The sequence below is a fragment of the Rhodococcus sp. MurmanLake-1 genome, from assembly GCF_056945715.1.
On sequence record NZ_JBWZNF010000015.1, the window covers coordinates 91,703 to 110,546 of the forward strand.

Here is an 18,844-nt window from a genome sequence, read left to right on the forward strand (position 1 = left end):
CTGAGGAATGTGGCCGGGCCGACGTGACTACCGATGGGTCAGGAGGGGACGTCAGCTTGCGCCGTGTTTTCGATCATGGTTCCGAATGCGGTCCGGCCGGCGGCGAGGTTCTCGTCGACCTCTGCTTGCCAACTTGTCAGGGCTCGCTCAGTGTCGATCTCGTACTCGAACCTGTTGACCATCTCCGGCTGGACATCCTCGATGTCCACGTAGAACTGCTCGTACCAGCGGCGCAACTGGTAAACCGGGCCGTCCTCCTCGCACAGCAGAGGGTTGTCGATCCGAGACTTGCTCTTCCAGATCTTCACGTCCTGCTCAAACCCGATTGCAACGCCCTTGGCGATCATCTCGGCGATCGTCTGTGCCTGCTCATCGGGTACGCCGGACGGCTTCTTCGCGATCACCCCGTATTGGAGGCGGAACGAGGTGGGCGAGATCGGATAGTGGCAGTTGATCAGGTAGATATTCGGATCGGCTTCGGGATCCGTACCGCCCGTCCACAGCTTGTCGATCATGTACGAAGGTCCGAAGTACGTTGCATCGGACTGACTTTCCGTGGAGTAGTTGGTGCTCTCACTGAGTCTGACACCGGTCGCGTCGGGACGCGGGAGGGAACGCATCGCCTGAGTCGCCGTATGTCCCTCGAACACGTTGCGGAAGAAGGTCGGCATTCCGTAGTGCACGTAAAAGAAGTGGGCCATGTCGACGATGTTGTCGACGAGCTCACGGCAGTGCGATCCCTCGACCACGATCGAGTTCCAAACCCAATCGGTCCATTCCGGATCGCCGTACTCCGCGATGACAGGGATCGCGAGGTCGCTTGAAGGCTTGGACCCCTGGGGGTCATGCCATACGAAAAGCTGTCCGTTGACCTCGGAAGTCACCCAAGCCCTTGTCCTTGCGAGCGGCGGGACACGGCGCGCATAAGGTATTCCCGAGCACTTCCCATCACCTCGCCACCGCCAATCATGGAACGGGCAGGCAATGGAGTTCCCCTTGACGGTGCCGAGCGCAAGGTTGCCGCCCATGTGACGGCAGAACGCGTCGAGGACGCTGATCTTTCCGTCCTCACCCGCGAAGACCACCAACTCGGTCCCGAAGGCCGACACCTGGTGGGGCTTGCCGTCCGCGAAATCCCCGAGCAGTCCCAGACAGTGCCATCCGCGTGCATACCTCTCGGGGGGCGCCCCGGTATCGATGACGCGAACCTGTTCGGTCTCTGCAGAATTCACTTTTGCCTCCTGATCGGACTGGGCACGACAACTGGTCACCCATCAACTGGGCCCGTCGCGTTTTGAACAGCTTGGCAACTATGGACAGCTCGGTGACATGGGTCTCCCGCAGAACGGGAACACATTCAGATCCCCTACGGCAGGACCACCTTCGAACCGGTCGGCACGCCTGACCTCCGACAAAGGTTGCGGTGGATCATCGCGGGGCCGCGTGCACAAGCGAATCCGCTCGTGTAGCGGGAGGCAATTCACGACGAAGTCGAACCACGGATGGCAGCCGTCACCGGCCGCATTTGATGCACGCAGCATAGGGAAGGTACCGTGACGTGTGTCACGTTGGCAGGATCTGTCAGGAGGAACGGTTGAGCACATCACCCACCGAAGGCCCCCCGGTGTCCGCGGTCGGACGGGTTTCGCTGGTTCTGGAAACCTTCAACTCCGCAGGCCCTCTCACCCTCGCCCAAGTGACGCAAAAGACCGGCATTCCACGGTCCTCAGCGCACCGATTGCTCGAACAGTTGGCTTCGGTCGGCTGGTTGGCACGATCGCCCGAGCAAACCTATGAACTGGGCGTCAAGGCCTACGAAATGGGACAGGCTGCGCTGAACCAGAATCGCTTGCTCCAACATGCACGTCCGGTTTTACACGCATTCGCCCAGCGGACGGGCTACACAATCCAACTCGCGGTGGTAGATGTAGCCGACACCGTGTACCTCGCCAAGGTCAATGGACGTGCCTCGGGTTCGACCCCGACTGCTGTCGGCCAACGCGTGCCCGCGCACCTGACTGCGGTGGGCAAGGTGATCATGGCGAACGCAACCGTTGCGAAGTCGTACTCGCTGGGCGGTCGTCATAAGAACTCGCCGACGTCACCACGTAAAAACTTCGCTCATGCGACATCAAGCCAGTTTGCCCGGGAGTTTGCCCAGGTTCGCGAGAAGGGCGCCGCGTTCGATCGCGGCGATGCATTTCCCGGAATCGGCTGCGTCGGAGTATCGATCGGCCCCCCCGACCACGTTTACGGCAATATGGCCGGGTTGTCGATTTGTGCCTCGATAGGCTCACTAGATCACCAGAAGATGATCGGCCCCCTACGCTCGACCGCACGCGACATTTGGGACAGGTGTGTGGCGGCTGACCTTGCTAGCCACTGACTCCGCTCTGAGTGAGCGTCTTGCGGCACGGATTCGGTCGGTTGCAGTACCCCTCAATTGCTAGATTAGGCAGCCGCGGAGGCATGCTGGCGTGCAGTGATGCCGCCCGCCCCGTGTGAGATGGCACTTAGCCAATGGCGATGCCCGATCCCGGTGGATGCCGGACCCTGGGCAGGTCTCACCAGTAGCTGAGGCCAGCGAATTGTCGGCCGCCTACACACCGGGGACAGTTGAACCGTCACTTCGCCGGACTGCCCCGAAGGAATCAATCATCGTGCCTCCCTCGGTCCTGAGACCGCCCAGCATGAGGCGAACAGCGTGGAACTACGAACCCTCCAAAGCTTGAAGGTACTGTGCCGCAGACGAATCCCTCCACGCTGGCGGTCATCGTAATACCAGGCCTTGGCGAACTCGCCGCATCGACTGATGGTGGATCGCAGGGTGTCCGGATCAACAGCGATCGCGGAATCGCGTCCTGCGATACTCGAAGCCGTGTGCCACAGGCTTGAGTTTCGGAGTTCGCCTGCGGAAGTAGATACACAGATGGCCGGCAATTGGCCAGCCTCCGGCACTGTCGTCCAACACCAACCAGAAGCCATCACCGGCGCCTGCGTTCATGGGTTCCCGCATCGCAAGACCCATCTCATCTAACGGGGGCATCTCGTTGGCGAATCGACTTACAGTCTCGTCCCCAGTAGTCCCGGCACGGACACCGAGGGCGGAACACGGTATCGCCGTTCGGGAACAGCGTCGCGGAGCAAACCATGACTGATCGACCAAGTCGAGTTCAGCCCGGACACGCAGCCTTGTTAGCGAGTCACCGGATCCTGTGACCGGATACGAGGACGACCAGTCCGAGGTAAGCGTGGCCTCCCACTCTCGCCGTAGCTGGGGCATCTCCCTCGAAGCCGACCCCGCGACTAGACACCAAGGTTCGCACCTATCCTGACCCGCTCCCTTCTCCTGCTCGACGAACGATCAGGCCGGTCACCCTTTCCGCCTCCTCCGGGACAAGTTCCTCGGCGGCAGTGTTGACATCAGGCGGGCAACGCCGGATCGATCGCGGACCTGAACGATTCGCGCCACCCCCGCGTGCCCACCATCGGGACGGCGCGCCCCCCGATACCGAACGGATCCGCCGGGACCGAAGGGTAAATGCGCTTCACCCGATCGCCAGTTCGCTCCAGGTGATCGCATTTTCAAACACGCTGCGCCCGTTTCCAGTACGCCCCGCGGCATCGAATTCATCCGGGAAAGGACGATGCTCGAGGGGCAATACCTGCCGACCACTCGAGAAAGTCGACGCCCCCGTCGGGCCAGTCTCTAGATCAGCGCGCTGCGGGTCCTCAGAATTCGGGACCCGACCACAGAGCGAAAATAGGTGAATCCATGGTGAACAGAGTTGTTCACGCCGTCGTGCTCGGATCACGCACACTTCCGATGGTCGTGCCCTAGTTCGCCCTGGGAGTTAAAGGTGTGACTTCGACGCCTCATGTACACACGCACTTGTCATCCTGCCCTCGACGCCGTCAATACTGACCACAATTTTGATGAACTGTTGCGGTGGTCGACGTGCGTCTCCGCTCTTCCGTGAATCGGACTGACAACCGCCTACTCTGCCGTCCCATCACGTTGACGAATGCACCAAAGGAGCGTGTTCGGATCCCTGCCATGCGTGAATTCGTCTCCCTACGTGTAGATCTCGACGCAGCGTCCGAGATCTGACGCACGAATGGGTATCCGCGACATCACGGTGGAGGGAACCTCGTTCAGCGAGTTTGCGATCCTCCGTTGAAGTCCAATGTCTGACCGGTGATTCCACCGGCCTCGTCTGACGCTAAATAGGCACAGAACGCTCCAACCTCGAACGGATCGCCGAACCGTCCGATCGGGATGGTGGTGAGGATCTGCTGGATCATCTCCGGGCTCATCTTGTCCCGGAGGTTCTCCTGGTGTCCGAGCGCCACGTTGTTGGCAGTGACACCGAACTGTCCGGTTTCGGCCGCGAGGTGCCGAATAAAGCCCTCGATTCCACTCTTGCCTGTGGCGTACATCGTCTGATTGATGTTCTGGCCGGTGCGGGCCGAGCCCGACGAGATCTGAACAATTCGCCCCCAGCCTGCCTCGCACATACCATCGATGGCAACCTTGATGCAGTTCATAGCGCCGAAGACGTTGAGGTCGATGGGAGCACGCCACTCCGTGGGAGACAACTCCCGGAATGGCTTGATGACACGCCCTTCGGCGACGCCGGCGTTGTTGACGACGACGTCGACAGGACCGCCGAGTGCGGTCTCCGCGGCGCGAACATGACTGAGCGTGGCGTCATAGTCCGTGACATCGAACGGGGCCGCGACCGCACGACCACCCGACCCGACGATACCCGCAGCCACCTTCCGTGCCCGGTCGCCGCGCAAGTCGTTGACTATCACCGCAGCACCCTGTTGTGCAAGGACTTTCGCGATTCCTTCGCCCACACTCTGTCCTGCGCCGGTGACCAGTGCGATTCTTCCACTCAAGTCGAACACGCCTGCTCCTCTCTGTGGCTTCCGCCCAGTGCGGCTGCCCTTGGTGCAGATCCAGTGCACTGCAGGGAAACTGATTTTGTCAACACATTGGTAACTATTTTGGATCCAATCTGCTACCGTCACGCCATGACTGAAAACGGTCTCGGTACCGAAACTGCAGAGAAGGTCGACGGAGCCCCGGCAACACTCACGTCGTTCAATGGAGGCGTCGCCCGGCTCACCCTCGACAACCCGCGCCGAAAAAACGCGATCACGCTCCATATGGCAGCCGCTATTGTGCGGTTCTGTGATCGGGTCGAGGAAGACGACACCATCGGGGCGGTAGTGGTCGACGCGCGGGGCAGCTACTTCTGTAGCGGGGCCGATACTCGGGATCTCGCGTCGTCGTCGTCCGACCCTGCCTCACCCGACGCGGTGGCCCGCACCAGCGCCATCTACGGCGCTTTTGTCCGCGTTGGCAGTCTTCCAGTCCCGACCATCGCGGTTGTCTCCGGTGGCGCTGTCGGTGCCGGGCTCAACCTAGCGATGGCCGCCGACATCATGGTGGTGACGCCGGACGCCCAACTAGAGAGCGGCTTCCTTGCCCGGAGTATCCATCCTGGCGGCGGCCATCTGTCGTTGCTCGGCCGTTCGCTGCGATGGGCGGACACGATTGCACTGGCAGCGTGCGGGCAGTCACTCACGGGCGCCGAGGCTGCGGCGAAGGGTCTCGCCTACGCGGCAGTCGAAGCGAGCGAGATCTCGCAGTTCGTCGACGCTCTGGTCCGTACCGCAGCGGCGGATCCGCAGTTGACGAGGAGAGTCAAGGCCAGCGCACGTCTGGAACTGGGACCCCCGGCCGTCAGCTGGTCGTCTGCGGTCGAGATCGAACGCGGTGTGCAGATGTGGTCGATGTCACGCAAGGGCAATGCGGCATGGTCGTCCCGGGGACCGAGCGCCTCATGACCGACTCCATGACAGACGTGCCTTCTGCCAGTCCATCCGGTCTCGACAACCTGCGGGCCGAGGTTCGGCGATTCCTCGCCGACGAGCTTGTTGCCAGCACCTTCACCCCTGCTGTGGACAGTTGGATGACCGGATTCGACGCCGAGTTCAGTGCTCGGCTAGCGGCGCAGGGCTGGTTGGGAATGACCGTACCCGCCGAGTACGGCGGTCACGGCCGCACCCCGCTGGAACGATTCGTAGTCAACGAAGAACTGCTCGCCGCGGGCGCGCCAGTGGCATCGCACTGGATCGCGGACCGTCAGATGGCGCCGAGCATCCTCGCGCACGGTTCGGCCGAACAGAGGCAGCGTTACCTCCCCGGGATCGCCTCGGGTACGACCTTTTTCGCGATCGGCATGAGTGAACCCGACGCCGGCTCCGACCTTGCGTCGGTGCGCACCCGCGCCGTGGACAACGGTGACTCGTGGACGATCAGCGGCACCAAAGTGTGGACGACCGGCGCACACACGGCGCATGCCATGGTCCTGCTCGCCCGCACCGATGGACAGCCAAGCGACCGTCAGACCGGGCTGTCGCAGTTCGTCGTCGATATCCCCCACCCGGATATCGAGATCCGCCCGATCCGGAGCATCGACGGGCAAGCGCACTTCAACGAAGTGATCTTCCACGACGCCACGGTTCCCGCGAGCGCGCTGCTCGGTCAGCGCGGCGGTGGCTGGGCCCAGGTAATGAATGAGCTCGCGTTCGAGCGTTCGGGACCCGAGCGGTATCTCAGCACGATGCCGCTGCTGCGTGCGTGGGCGTCACTTCTCGCCCGGACGGGCGCCACGCCCGAACAGCGGGACACTCTGGGCTCCCTCACCGCACAGGCGTGGGGTCTTCGCCGGATGTCGCTGCAGGTCGCGGCCGAACTATCCGCGGGTCGCAATCCCGATGTCCTGGCCGCTATGGTCAAGGATCTCGGATCGATATTCGAAGGCGACCTCGGCGACGCGGTGCGCTCCTCGAGCCTCGCGGTGGCCAAGCTCGGCGGGAACGACCCGTTCGCGACACTTCTTGCACACAGCACTCTGCACACACCGGTGTTCACGCTTCGCGGCGGCACCAACGAGATTCTGCGCGGCATCGTCGCGCGTGGACTGGGGGTTCGATGAGTGACTTCACCGCGGAACTGACGGCGGTCACTGCATCCGTCATCGATCGCATCGGGGTCGATCATCAGACCCCCGCGCGCGCGGTGGACACGGCGATCTGGGAACAGCTACACGAAGGCGGTTTCGCCACCGTCGGGGCGCCCGAGGAGGTCGGGGGCGGCGGAGCGGCGTTGAGCGATGCTTTGGCCGTCGTGTCGACGGCAGCGGGGAAGGGTGCACTCACACCCCTCATCGAACACGGCATCCTGGCCCTGTGGCTGGCCGCTGACGCCGGGTACGCACTCGAATCCACGTCAGCGACTATCGCGATCGGCGACGCCGCGTGCCTTCTTACTCGAAACGGTGAGCAGACGGCCCTCGACGGAACTGTCACAGACGTCGCCTTCGCCGCCGACTGCGACACCGTACTGATCGTCTTGCCTGCCGAACACGGCTCGTCGGGTGCGAGGCTGGCTTCGATACGAACCGATGCCCCGGGAGTGCACGTGTCGGCGGAAACCGACCTTGTCGGTGTCTCGCTCGCCACCATCACCTTCGACGGCGCACCGGTGCTGTTCGACGGTCCCACGGCGATCACCGCCGATGATGTGATCGAGCGCGGTGCACTCGCCTATGCCATAGCGGCCGCAGCGGTGGCCGCGTCCGTCCGCGACCACACGCTGCTTTACGCCACCGAGCGTTCCCAGTTCGGCAGGCCACTGACCCAGTTCCAGGCCGTCCAGCAGCGACTCGCGAGCATGGCGGCCCTGACGACCCTCATGGACATCTCGGCACGCGAAGCGGCATCGGCATACGAATCCGCCGACCGTCGCACGGCACTGACTGCCGTCGCTGCCGCCAAGGTGGTGACGTCGCGGTCGGCTCACCCGGTCGCCGCGAGTGGACACCAGATCCACGGCGCGATCGGTTTCACATCCGAACACGCTCTGGGGCGGTATAGCACCTCGCTGTGGAGTTGGCGTGACCGGCACGGAACGGAGCAGTACTGGGCAGGCGTCCTGGCAGGCCAAGTTCTCGATGACGGAATCGACATCTGGGATCTCGTCACAGGGGTGCCCGGGACGACGACTGCGGAGCAGGCGTGACCGCCAGCGAGGGCGACGCCATGTCTGAGCGCCATCCACGCAATCGATGATCGCGCAGCGTAGCGGGCCCGCATAGCGCGCAGAGCCGCCCTTCGTGGCCAACCGCCGGAGCAACACGCACTACCGGAGGCTCAACGATAATAACGATTCTGTCTCGACCTGCGGGCCGGGCCTGGCCGTGTTGCAGTCGGGCATCCGTTCGGAGGCGCCGACGTCGTAATCGAGAACTTCGAGGTCGGCTGCCGATCCAGGGGGTTTACGTGAGTTCGCGTCCCAGGGCATCGTCGAACACAGGCACAATATTGGTTATGCGCGGCCCGCCTTGCACAGGGGCGGAGTTCGCTCGGACATACTTCGCGCGCGGTGCTCGAAGGCAAGGTGCTGGCGAAATTTCCGGTGTTCGACGCTATCAGCCTCGCCGTGAGGCGGACCCAGTCACCTCCGCGACGGACTGAGCCGAGTTCCTCCGATGCGCCTGGCCAACTGGGACTTTCACTTCGCCATGTCCGAGCCGTCGCCGCTGAGTCTGGTTGTCGCGGAACTGCGGCGCCTGTGGAAGCTTGCCATTCCTTACCGCTAAACCTAATCTCTACGACTTTGGCAGGCGCGCGACAGGGTCGTAGCAGGGCACGAGGCGATGATGATGCCCTCGCCGGAACGACGACGATCGACTTGGCAATCTGATGGACGAACATCGTCGCGGCGGTGAGCGACGCGAGGGAGTGTTGTCCCACAACAGCCAAACGCACTCGGTGAGGCGTACCCACTCTCGCCACGACGATCAAATGAAGAGATCAAGGAGTCAGACCATGAGCTCGAGCACTTCCCCTGAATCACCGATCACCCCTTCGCGTGGTGGGGTCTGGGATCCGGACGTCGCCGTCATCGTCGACCGGATTGTCGCGGCCAACTTGCCGCCTGCGCGGGTTGCCGGTGTCGAAGCGGTGCGGCGCAACCTCGAGGCGATCATCCGCCCCGCCGGGCCCGATATGGAGTCGGTGGTGACGACTCAGTTCGGCGGTCCACATGGAACTGTCCCGGTGCGAATTTACCGACCGGTCGGGGTCCCCGCTATCGGCGCTCCCGGACTCGTGTGGTTCCACGGCGGCGGCATGATCATGGGGACACTGGACTCTTTCGACCGGCTCGCTCGCGACGTCGCCTCCGCTACCGGAGCTGTCTTAATCAACGTCGACTATCGGCTCGCGCCAGAACATCGCTACCCGGTCGGGAACGACGAGGCGTATGCGGCGCTGTGTTGGGCCCACGAATCCGCCGAGGAAATCGGCTTGGACAACACACAGATCGGATTGGGTGGTGACAGCGCGGGCGGCGGGCTCGCCGCGTCGACCGCGTTGCGGGCACGGAACGAAGGCGGGCCGGCCATTGCCCAGCAGGTGTTGTTCTATCCCGGCCTCGAGCGGCGCCGTGACCGGCCCTCGATGCGGGAGTTCGGCGACAGTCCTTTTCTCGTCGCCGAAGACATCGACTGGATGAAGAGCCTGTACCTGGGTGATGATCCGTCGGTCGATGACGAATACGGGGTACCCGCGCTGGCGACATCTCTCGCGGGTCTTCCGCCTGCGGTCATCGCCGTGGGCTACGCTGACCCACTCCGCGACGGCGTCGAAGAGTACGGCGATCGCCTTCGAGACGCGGGCGTTCCCACCGCGCAATTGAGATATCCCGGTGTCGGACACGGTTTCGCTATGCAGGTACCGACGGTGATCCGGGCACGGGCCGCGGTCCGCGAAGTCGGAGCACTGGTCGCGGCACGGTTTGCGTTCACCCCCTGACTGGGCGAGTCTGTGGTCCCGGTTCGAGCCGATGAACGAAACGGTTCGCGGGTCTGTGCCGCCCCGAGAACCTCACTCGCGGTCAGCACCTCTTGTCTAAATCGACGAGCACCTGGGCCACGGAACACGTCGAAATACGGTCGAGGTAATGTCCGTCCGAAGGTGCCTCTGCCCCGTGCCTCTGATCGACATCGTGACAATCGAACAAAGCCAGAACCAGGAACCAGTCAACACTCGGGGGCACTGTCGTGTACGGCACTTCATCTCGGACGTTCGCTCACCGCCCGTACTGTCGCGGGACATCCGCAGCCATTGCATGTTGCTTCCGCGACAAGAATATCGCTGCGACGGTCGCAACTACACCAGCGACCAACGTGGTGACAGTAGCCCCAATGTATCCCGAGGAAGATGGCACTACGAAACTGGTGCCGGCAGCATCGGTGACATTGTTCGCCAGAATCATTCCCACCACTGCGGCGGCCGCAGCGAGCCCTATGATCCGCATCAGCGCGTTCAGACCGTTGGCTTCTCCGGTCTGTTCGATCGGAGTTGCCTCCATGATGAGAGTCGGCAGTGTCGCATACGACATGCCCACAGACGTCCCTATCACGCAGGTGACGCCGACCAAGAAGGCTATAGGGAACTGCCACTCAATCACGAGTGCAACCAACATCGCTGCCACAGCGGTAATTAGCAGTACACCCGCGGTCAGGAGCGTGCTGCGAGCCCCGAAACCCGTCACCATGCGTGCACCGATGTTTGACGACACGAATGCCGCCAGTCCGGCCGGAGCCATAAGCAGACCAGCAGCCATCATGGATACCCCGAGTCCGTGTGGTGCCGAAGATGGCGCCATCAACATCTGGATAGGAACGAGTTCCATCCCGTAGAAGGCGAAGGCCGCCATAACGCCAACGATGTTTGCAAGCAGCACGTCTCGCCGTGCTGCGATGCGTAGATCTAGAAGCGGATTTGGCCGCCGCAGTTCGTAGTACACAAGACCCACGAAAATGACGATTGCCGATCCGCCCAGCGACATGGTGATCGGACTAATCCAACCCCAGTCAGGGCCCTTGCTCAGTGGTAGCAAGAGTGTGAGGAGCAGGGCACTCAGGCCGACCGCACCGACGAGGTCGAACCGCCCGCCAGTCCGGATCACGCTCGGAGGAACGAGGCTGTAGATGCCAACGTAGCAAGCCACCGACCCCCCGACGGCCAGGAAGAACAACAGTCGCCAGCTGTAGACCTCTGCCACGAAAGCAGAAAGAGGCAGCCCGAGCGCACCTCCCACAGCTAATGACGAGCTCATCATTCCGACGGCAGTCCCGAGTTTCGCCGCCGGGACGAATTCCCGCATCACGCTGATTCCAACCGACACGAAGGCCACGCCCAGTCCTTGCAGTGCACGACCGACGAGGAACACCGTGAGTCCTGGCGCGACAGCACAGATCAGTGAGCCCACCGCTACCGCTGCGACGCAGATAAGCAGGAGACGACGTTTCCCGTACATATCCCCGAGGCGTCCCACGATCGGCGTCACCATTGCTCCGACCGCCATCGTCGCGGTGACCGCCCACGAGGCATTCGACGCCGACGTGTCGAGTATTCGCGGCAAGGTTGGGATCAACGGCATGATGAGCGTTTGAGTGAGGGACATTGCTATCCCCGACGTGCACAACACAATGATGCCGATCATCGTCCTGCGAGCACCTCGGACCGTCACCGAGGAGGACGCCCCTACCTTCTCGGCGCCATCTATCGGCCTCGGCGTTGAAGGATCTACATTGGTACGCAACGGTGCTCGCTCCCCCGCCGTTGGCTCGGCGGCAGTCATGATTCTGATATTTTCTACTTTGTGTCGAGTCGCGACCCCGTATCGACCACCAAGCCCTATCGATGGCCGTCGGAGCGCGCTTTTGGGTGTAGCAGGCTCGTTCCTGTTAGCAGGACTCGGAAATACTCGCCGACAATGCTGTGCGCGCGAGGACCAGCTCGCTCGCGGTGAAGGCAATCGACATCTTCATCGAATGGGACATGCCGGCCGAATCGAGTCTGACGGCTGACGGCTGACGGCTGACGCGGATCCGACATGATCATGAGTCGATGGGTCAGATGGGGTCGAATGTACCGCTATCATCGCGACGGACATGAGCTCAGTGATTGCCAGCCCCCGTGCGGATGGACTTCCGACCAGGTGCACTCCGCACCCGACACACGCTGCCGCCACGACCAGCCAGAACACGGGCCATGTGCCTCAGCACCCGAGATGAGCCCCGCCGTAGAGCAAAACAAGAAAGAGCGCGCAAGCTACGATCCGCTCCCCTGACAGTCGGGCGCTGCCTCCTCACAGGCCTTCCGACCGTGGCGCCCCATCCAGGCGTCACCTTATCGCTCCTGGCAGTTGCCAGCCGCGTCATCGACTGCTCCACAATCCTTTTCATTTGAAGGAGTCGAGGCGGCACGTTCACCGTCGCGGGACAATCCGCGGCACGCAGAGCTCGTCAGCAAACATGTCATCGAAGTACTTGATCTCGCCGACACAGTCGCACCCAACTCGGTGTGTTGGTCGTGAAGTCTGGCAGAGCGCCACGATACGCAGGGTGGCGTCAAACTCGATGCTGGTCAGCAAGGACAGAGGTGAACGTGGAAAACGGGATGTTCTGTGGCGACTTCGTGTTCATTGATCGTCATTGTTGTGACCTCCTTTCTCTGGCACCAAATGGCTAGGCCCGCATACAGTCCAAACAGCTCTCAGGGCGCGATCGTAGGCAGGTCCGAGTACGCAACGGATTCCCTGGTGTCGAGCACGACCTGGAGCTTCGCAAGCACCAGTTGTCCTCCGGACTCCTGTGCCGCACCGTGCACGATTCCACTAGACAGTGCGTGCGGACGACCGTCAACGACCTTCGTTACGAATATGTAGGCGCAGAACTCAGTGACCCCGTCACGATGTGACGTGAACAAGATGTTGCTGCAGTGGTGGCGCAAAGGGTACGGACTGGCGAGACGGTGCGTTTCCTGCCATGCCATCACCTCGTCCGCCCCCGTCAAGTCAACGCGAATGAAGTCTTCGTACGCGGTTGCGCCCGTGTCACTCCTGCAGCGGAAGTTGAAGTCGTCGGCGATCAGCGCTCGCAGCGCCTCTGGACACCACTCGTCGTAGTGAAACCACCATCCGTTGACCAACTGGCTCAGCTTGCTGCTATCGCGGGATCCTTCACCGACATGCGACGTCATGAAATGAACTCCTCGCTCTTGACCAGCTTCGTATGGCACGTATGCGTCCTCACACGATGCCGCGTGGTGCATCCGTGCGACACCTCGCGTCTCACTCAGCTGACACGTTCCCAGCTCAGAAGTTATTGCGCGCTAGACCTCCGATATGGGCCCGGGGAGCGGCCACTCGGCGACGTGAGCAGAGAATCAGCGCGAGGGTCTTTTCTCGGCGAGAGCGGTCAGAAGACGATCACTCCTCGGATGATCTCGGCCCGCCTCATGTCCTCGAAACCGTCATTGATCTCATCCAACGTGTATGTCTTGGTGATCATCTCGTCGAGACGAAGCTTTCCTTCCATGTACAAGCGGAGGAGTAGTGGGACATCGGATCGCGGATTTGCATTGCCGTACCACGACCCGCGAATCGACTTTCTCATCGACGTAAGATCGATGAGGCTGATGTCGATACTGGTTTCCGTGGGATCGCCGACCGACACCTGCACGCAAATGCCGCCCTTGCCCAGCAATGCCATAGCAGGCGCCACGTGCTGGCCGGTCATCTTGTCAACAGTGACTACCACAACGTCAGCCATTGCACCCCAGGTCAACTCCCGCAGAAGATCCAGCGCTTCCTCGGCGGATTCGGCGACATGGGTCGCACCGAATCGCTTGGCTTCGGAACGCTTGAACTCTGACGGGTCGACCACCACGACGTGCCTCGCACCGGCCTGCGCTGCTCCCTGCACCGCGCCACAACCGACGCCGCCCATCCCCAGGATCACCACCGAATCTCCAGCCGTCACCTCGCCGACATAAACCGAGGATCCCCACCCGGTGGTGACGCCGCACCCGACCAGGGCTGCCTTGTCCAGTGGAACGTCCGTTGTGATCTTGATGCATGAGGACTCGTGCACGACAGTGTGTTCGGCAAAGGTCCCTGTCACACACATCAGGTGCGCATCCTTGTCGCGGGCACGGTGCCGAGCTGTACCGTCACTGATTTGAAGACCGATACCCAGATGCGCCCCCATGTCGCACACGCTCGACATTCCCTTCGAACAGGCCCTGCACCGGCCACAAGCGGGAATAAAACTGAAGACGACGTGGTCCCCCTGCTCCAGGTCGTGCACGCCCGGACCCACTCGCTCGACAACGCCAGAACCCTCGTGCCCACCGATGAACGGATACTTCATCACGTTCGTTCCGTCACGCATGTGCTCATCCGAATGACACAGGCCGGTCGCGACCAGCCGTACCAATACTTCACCGTATCGGGGCTCGTCGAGTTCGATCGATTCAACCGACCATGGCTCACCTGGCGCCCATAACACTGCTGCACGTGTCCTCATTTTCGATCCATCTCTTTCTCCCTCGAATGCCGTGTTTCTACTCAGTTGATCCGAGCCAGCAACTGACCCGAACGGGCGAAACGCTTTGTTAATCAATGAAGGTCGCGAGACCACGGCCCGAATTCCTAACCGAGCCCGCTGGATGAGGCACCGCCGTACCGGCGGCGAGATCCGTCTGATAACGGCATGCCTGGCTACAGTTACCACAGCATTCACATCCTCGATCCGGCGATAGGGACGGCACCTAGGGGCCTGACGATGTCTCCACCACTTCGTACCGGTCGGCCGATTGGTACACCCTCCAAGCGTCCGATGAACACGTCGGTTCTCGTTAGTCCACCTGGGCCGGGTCTGAAAGCGTCACGACGCACCTCCATCAAGGCTCAATTTGCCGCTTCGCACCCCGTGACGCATATCGATTGCCCACTGCGCGGACAGTTATTGAGCGACGGGGAGCAATCGGATCCACAATCTCCGAAGACCACATGTCCAAGAAACCTCGCAAGCACTCTGATTTGAGACGTTGTCGCTGACGAACATCGTCGCCCTCCGACATCGTGCGCGCCGCCAGAATGACGGTGTAGCGGCGAGATTCCTCGCCGGATTGTTCGGGAGTGAATCGGTCGCCGACGCGACCACGCCGTCTGCTGAGCCTGTCTACGCAGCGAGTGACGTCCCCGCGCAGAATCGCTTGGCGCTGTATCAAATTCGTGCGGTGTTCCGACGCTGGTGCGTAGCCGAGGACCGGGTACTCGGTTCTCGGTGGAGCGCGCCTCGGCCCGCAACGTGCCGGTGACGCGTATGGCCGGCCGACTCACGGTGCGATGGCACAGAAGCTGTGGCACACGCGTTCCTTCACAATCTGGTCGGGACACTCGGGGTCGAACCACCTGTCCACATAGCCCCAGTGCACCGGATGGTGCATGTACGGGCCGAGCAGTCCGTCCAGATCTGTGAACGACTGTTCCCACACGTGCGTCCACTCACTCGCGCCCTGAGAGGCGCCGACGCGGCTGAGCTGCCAGGACATCATCGAATCGATATACGGCGGCATCCTCAGCAGTTCTTTCTCGAATTTCTCCACAAGCGATCGCGCCGCGCTGTCGTCGACCTTGAGGAGGAGCGCCCGATACACCGATGCCTCGTCGGCACGGGGGCGCGCACCCGTCCAGGAAGGGTCGGTACTGCCCCCCCAGTATTCCACCCCGTCGACGTGGCGCGTGTCATCACCTCGGACGGCTTCGTCGATGATATCGCGCGCGACACACCACTCGTCCTGAGTCGGGAACTCTAGGTGCACAAGGACATCGCCCCCGTTGCGCGCGCCCGCCAGGGTCGGAGAGACGAGCGCCCGGGTCGCCCGGCTCGTGTCCGCCGCAAGCCGCACCCGCGCCACGGCGTCTGCCACCTGACCTTCCGGACGTTCGAGGTGAATCAAACGCGTAACTTTATACATCACACATCTCCTCGACGTCCTCGATCCGCGCCGCCATGGTTCGACTACGCTCCTTGACCATCGGTTCGACCTGGGTCCAGAATGCCGTGACGACCGGGTCGAACCTGCGACCGATGGCCGTCTGCCACCATTCTGCGGAGCCGGACACCGCCCACGTCACCGTCACCACGTTGGAATCATCCTCGAACCACACCGGTGGGCTGAGGAGTATTCCGTCCAGAGCCATCCCCAACCTCTGCGCACGAGGTACGTAGTCGACCCTGTACGCGTCGACGAATGCACGAGCTTTGCCCGGCTCGACGAGGATGCGATCGACGATGAAAATCGTGTGGCCGGTCATGCATCCACGCTAGGTCCAAGCGCCACCCGGCTACGCCCGCCTTCCCGTTGACCGGGAGCCAGATCCTCGGCGTCACCGGCGAAGCAGGTGGCCATCCCCAGCACACCATGAAGAAGATCAGGCGGCCGCGAATTACACCCGGTATGCGCCATAGTCTCAGGGGATAGCGACGGCGACAGGGTTACTGACGCCACGGCGACGCTGACAGCGAAAAACGCTCGAGGACCATCACAATCCCTCCGGCGTTTTCACTAGTCCTGTCAATCGGCCCATCGAGCCGGGTTTCCCGTGAAAGGTTCATCGGTTGACACTCCTGGGCGCCGGGGGTGCGAATGCCGACGGGATTGTGCGAAATTGCCACGTATCGAAGATGAAACCCCGAGAGCGAGGGTGGCGCGAAGAGTTCCGGGACGCAGTGTTCACATTTACACGACGAGCGAATGTTTCGCCGTCCGTTGAACTGTTGCGTCAATGTACTCGAAGGTTTTCCGGCTGAGGCCACATCGGTGCTCGTCGTTGATAGTCTCAGCATCCACTGCCGACCCATAATTCGGAGGGCCGACGACGTCCCCAGGTCGGTCGCCTCGGCTCGCCCCCACCAGTCTGCCTCCGCCCGTCGTCGAGCGAATCCAGAACTGGCGGGACAATGTTGAGCGTCGACCCCACGCGCGGACGTCGCGGCGTCGGATCCACTCCGCATCGACATCGCTTTTCTGTTCTCGAAGAACGTCACCAACCCCCGGTTTGCGTTCGCGGCAGCGGGAGAACAGCCAATGAGTCGCACCGCGCATTCCGGGCATCGAGGTCGTCCGTCTTCGGGGACAGGTTTCGCCAAGTCTTGTGCTATCCGAACCCGCGCTCGATTCCGGATACTGGTTCTGAATCCGTTATTGGATCCTATCTTGTTAGAGTTGAAGACAGCTTGCCGAGAACCCGGAATCACCGGGCCCCTCAAGAAGGAGCACACAAATGGCAGACACTCCAGCCGGACCTCTAGCAGGAATCCGAATCCTCGACTTCACCACGACTTTTTCGGGCCCGTATTGCACGCTCCTGCTCGCCGAACTCGGCGCGGATGTCATCAAGGTGGAGGCTCCGGGAGGAGACATCACGCGAAGTCTCGGCGCCTCCCGCGGGCTCGGGCCAGCCAGTGTCTACATCGCGGGAAATCACAACAAGAACAGCATCGAGCTGGATCTCAAGGTGGAGGCGACGCGGGACACTATCCTCGGCCTCATCAAACGAGCTGACTGCCTGGTGCACAACATGCGGCTGCCCGCCGCAGAGAAGCTGGGCATCGGTCCTGAAACAGCACTCGCGGTTAACCCGCGGCTGGTTCACGCCGCTATCACGGGATACGGAAGCGACGGTCCGTACTCCGGCCGCCCCGCGTACGACGACTGCATCCAAGCTGCATCTGGCATGTCCTGGCTTCAGTCGAACGTGGTAGGCAAGCCCTCGTATGTAGCATCGGCGATCGCGGACAAAGTCAGCGGTCAGGCCGCAGCCAACGCCATCCTTGCGGCACTCCTACGACGTGAACGAAGCGGCGAAGGTCAGGCAGTCGAAATCCCGATGTTCGAGACGATGGTTAGCTTTACTATGATGGAGCAGTGGGGCGGCCGCGCCTTTATCCCTGCCGAGGGGCCCACCGGCTACGCGCGCATGAGATCGATCCATCGCCGTCCCTATGAGACGTCGGACGGCATGATTTCGGTGGTGGTCTACCACGAAGGGCATTGGCGCAGGTTCCTCGACTTTGTCGGCCGCGTAGATGTTCTCGAAGAGGACCGGTTCCGGACGGCCCATTCACGGAACCAGCACATCGACGAGCTGTACATCATCCTCGAAGAGATCCTCGCCGGGCGGTCGACTGCCGAGTGGCTGAAAATCCTCGACGATCTCGACATCCCCGCGACGACGGTGAACACCACCGACGAGCTTTTCGACGACCCCCACCTGCAGGCGGTGAACTTCTTTCAGGAAATCGACGACGCAACCGGCGGCCGGTATCTCGTTGCGCGGACCGCGACTCGCTTCCATGGCACTCCGCCGCCCTCGCCCGCGCAAACGGGTGCACTCGGCAGGACGGGAACCAATCAAGCGAAGATCGATCGCTGGCTTGCCGACTGAGTTGCGACCGGGGGTAGGGGTCACAGGGTCGCGCTCCGTTACGGCGCGTCATGGTGGGTCGAGATGTTCAGTGGTGCGTCGACGCGAAGCCGAGACAGGCTGCGCTGGCTATTCAATAAGCGCCCGTTTCCCTTTCGGCGCTCCTCGTGGTGGCGGCCGCAGCCGTGCAGATGCTCTTCACTCTCACCGTTCGTCCACCCGAGCGTGTCCTCCATCGCGCCCATACCCTGGCGTCCCAGAGTTGCCGTGAGGCAGGGAGGTGGCAGCGTTGATGTGCAGCTGGTCGGACGGGGTGAAATCCAGGTCAGCGATTTGCGTGAGGCCAAGGCTGCGACGTGAGCAGGCAGATCAAGTCGGGCGCCCGGGCGACAGAGGCGCGAATTCCTCGGGAGCTTTCGAGGTCGACACGAGCGTCCGGGGACCCGACGTCACCGGGGAACAGCCACGAGCGAGTCT

The 18,844-nt window shown here is 62.2% G+C and carries 13 protein-coding genes; 6 read left to right on the forward strand and 7 right to left on the reverse strand.

The window, feature by feature from the left end:
* Positions 1-38: 38 nt before the first annotated feature.
* Complete coding sequence (locus tag AC2ETI_RS28380) at positions 39-1,232, reverse strand: 3-ketosteroid-9-alpha-monooxygenase, oxygenase component (RefSeq protein ID WP_030003134.1); 1,194 nt, start codon at positions 1,230-1,232, stop codon at positions 39-41.
* Positions 1,233-1,594: 362 nt separating this feature from the next.
* Between AC2ETI_RS28380 and AC2ETI_RS28385 the strand changes: the two genes are divergently transcribed.
* Positions 1,595-2,386 (forward strand): IclR family transcriptional regulator, encoded by a 792-nt coding sequence (locus AC2ETI_RS28385; protein ID WP_030003135.1) that lies wholly within the window; start codon positions 1,595-1,597, stop codon positions 2,384-2,386.
* 1,769 nt (positions 2,387-4,155) lie between these two features.
* Here AC2ETI_RS28385 and AC2ETI_RS28390 read toward each other — a convergent pair.
* Positions 4,156-4,914, reverse strand: a complete 759-nt coding sequence (locus AC2ETI_RS28390; protein WP_030003137.1) for an SDR family NAD(P)-dependent oxidoreductase — start codon at positions 4,912-4,914, stop codon at positions 4,156-4,158.
* Positions 4,915-5,040: 126 nt separating this feature from the next.
* On the opposite strand from AC2ETI_RS28390, the gene AC2ETI_RS28395 reads away from it, so the two are divergent.
* The 4 genes from AC2ETI_RS28395 to AC2ETI_RS28410 all read left to right on the forward strand — a co-directional run bounded on the left by AC2ETI_RS28395 (position 5,041) and on the right by AC2ETI_RS28410 (position 9,894).
* Positions 5,041-5,859, forward strand: coding sequence for an enoyl-CoA hydratase-related protein (locus AC2ETI_RS28395; protein ID WP_030003138.1), 819 nt, complete (start codon positions 5,041-5,043; stop codon positions 5,857-5,859).
* Positions 5,856-7,013 carry an acyl-CoA dehydrogenase family protein gene (locus tag AC2ETI_RS28400; protein WP_051636690.1) on the forward strand — a complete coding sequence of 386 codons (1,158 nt, stop codon included), beginning with the start codon at positions 5,856-5,858 and terminating at the stop codon, positions 7,011-7,013. The genes AC2ETI_RS28395 and AC2ETI_RS28400 overlap by 4 nt, the downstream gene beginning before the upstream one ends.
* Positions 7,010-8,098 (forward strand): acyl-CoA dehydrogenase family protein, encoded by a 1,089-nt coding sequence (locus AC2ETI_RS28405; RefSeq protein ID WP_030003140.1) that lies wholly within the window; start codon positions 7,010-7,012, stop codon positions 8,096-8,098. The genes AC2ETI_RS28400 and AC2ETI_RS28405 overlap by 4 nt, the downstream gene beginning before the upstream one ends.
* A gap of 809 nt (positions 8,099-8,907) precedes the next feature.
* Positions 8,908-9,894 (forward strand): alpha/beta hydrolase, encoded by a 987-nt coding sequence (locus AC2ETI_RS28410; RefSeq protein WP_483634704.1) that lies wholly within the window; start codon positions 8,908-8,910, stop codon positions 9,892-9,894.
* A 277-nt stretch (positions 9,895-10,171) separates the two neighbouring features.
* Here the strand turns inward: AC2ETI_RS28410 and AC2ETI_RS28415 are convergent, their stop codons facing one another.
* The 5 genes from AC2ETI_RS28415 to AC2ETI_RS28435 all read right to left on the reverse strand — a co-directional run bounded on the left by AC2ETI_RS28415 (position 10,172) and on the right by AC2ETI_RS28435 (position 16,255).
* Positions 10,172-11,590, reverse strand: coding sequence for an MFS transporter (locus AC2ETI_RS28415; RefSeq protein ID WP_051636677.1), 1,419 nt, complete (start codon positions 11,588-11,590; stop codon positions 10,172-10,174).
* A 1,055-nt stretch (positions 11,591-12,645) separates the two neighbouring features.
* Positions 12,646-13,131: a hypothetical protein gene (locus AC2ETI_RS28420; RefSeq protein WP_030003142.1), complete on the reverse strand. Its 486-nt coding sequence runs from the start codon at positions 13,129-13,131 to the stop codon at positions 12,646-12,648.
* Between the two features lie 218 nt (positions 13,132-13,349).
* Positions 13,350-14,459, reverse strand: a complete 1,110-nt coding sequence (locus tag AC2ETI_RS28425; protein ID WP_030003143.1) for an NDMA-dependent alcohol dehydrogenase — start codon at positions 14,457-14,459, stop codon at positions 13,350-13,352.
* An 814-nt stretch (positions 14,460-15,273) separates the two neighbouring features.
* The gene (locus AC2ETI_RS28430; protein WP_483634705.1) at positions 15,274-15,897 is read right to left on the reverse strand and encodes a Dabb family protein; all 624 of its coding nucleotides are present in this window, start codon (positions 15,895-15,897) and stop codon (positions 15,274-15,276) included.
* 10 nt (positions 15,898-15,907) lie between these two features.
* Positions 15,908-16,255: a hypothetical protein gene (locus tag AC2ETI_RS28435; RefSeq protein WP_030003145.1), complete on the reverse strand. Its 348-nt coding sequence runs from the start codon at positions 16,253-16,255 to the stop codon at positions 15,908-15,910.
* Positions 16,256-17,224: 969 nt separating this feature from the next.
* Here AC2ETI_RS28435 and AC2ETI_RS28440 point away from each other — a divergent pair.
* Positions 17,225-18,388 carry a CaiB/BaiF CoA transferase family protein gene (locus AC2ETI_RS28440; RefSeq protein ID WP_051636678.1) on the forward strand — a complete coding sequence of 388 codons (1,164 nt, stop codon included), beginning with the start codon at positions 17,225-17,227 and terminating at the stop codon, positions 18,386-18,388.
* Positions 18,389-18,844 lie beyond the last annotated feature (456 nt).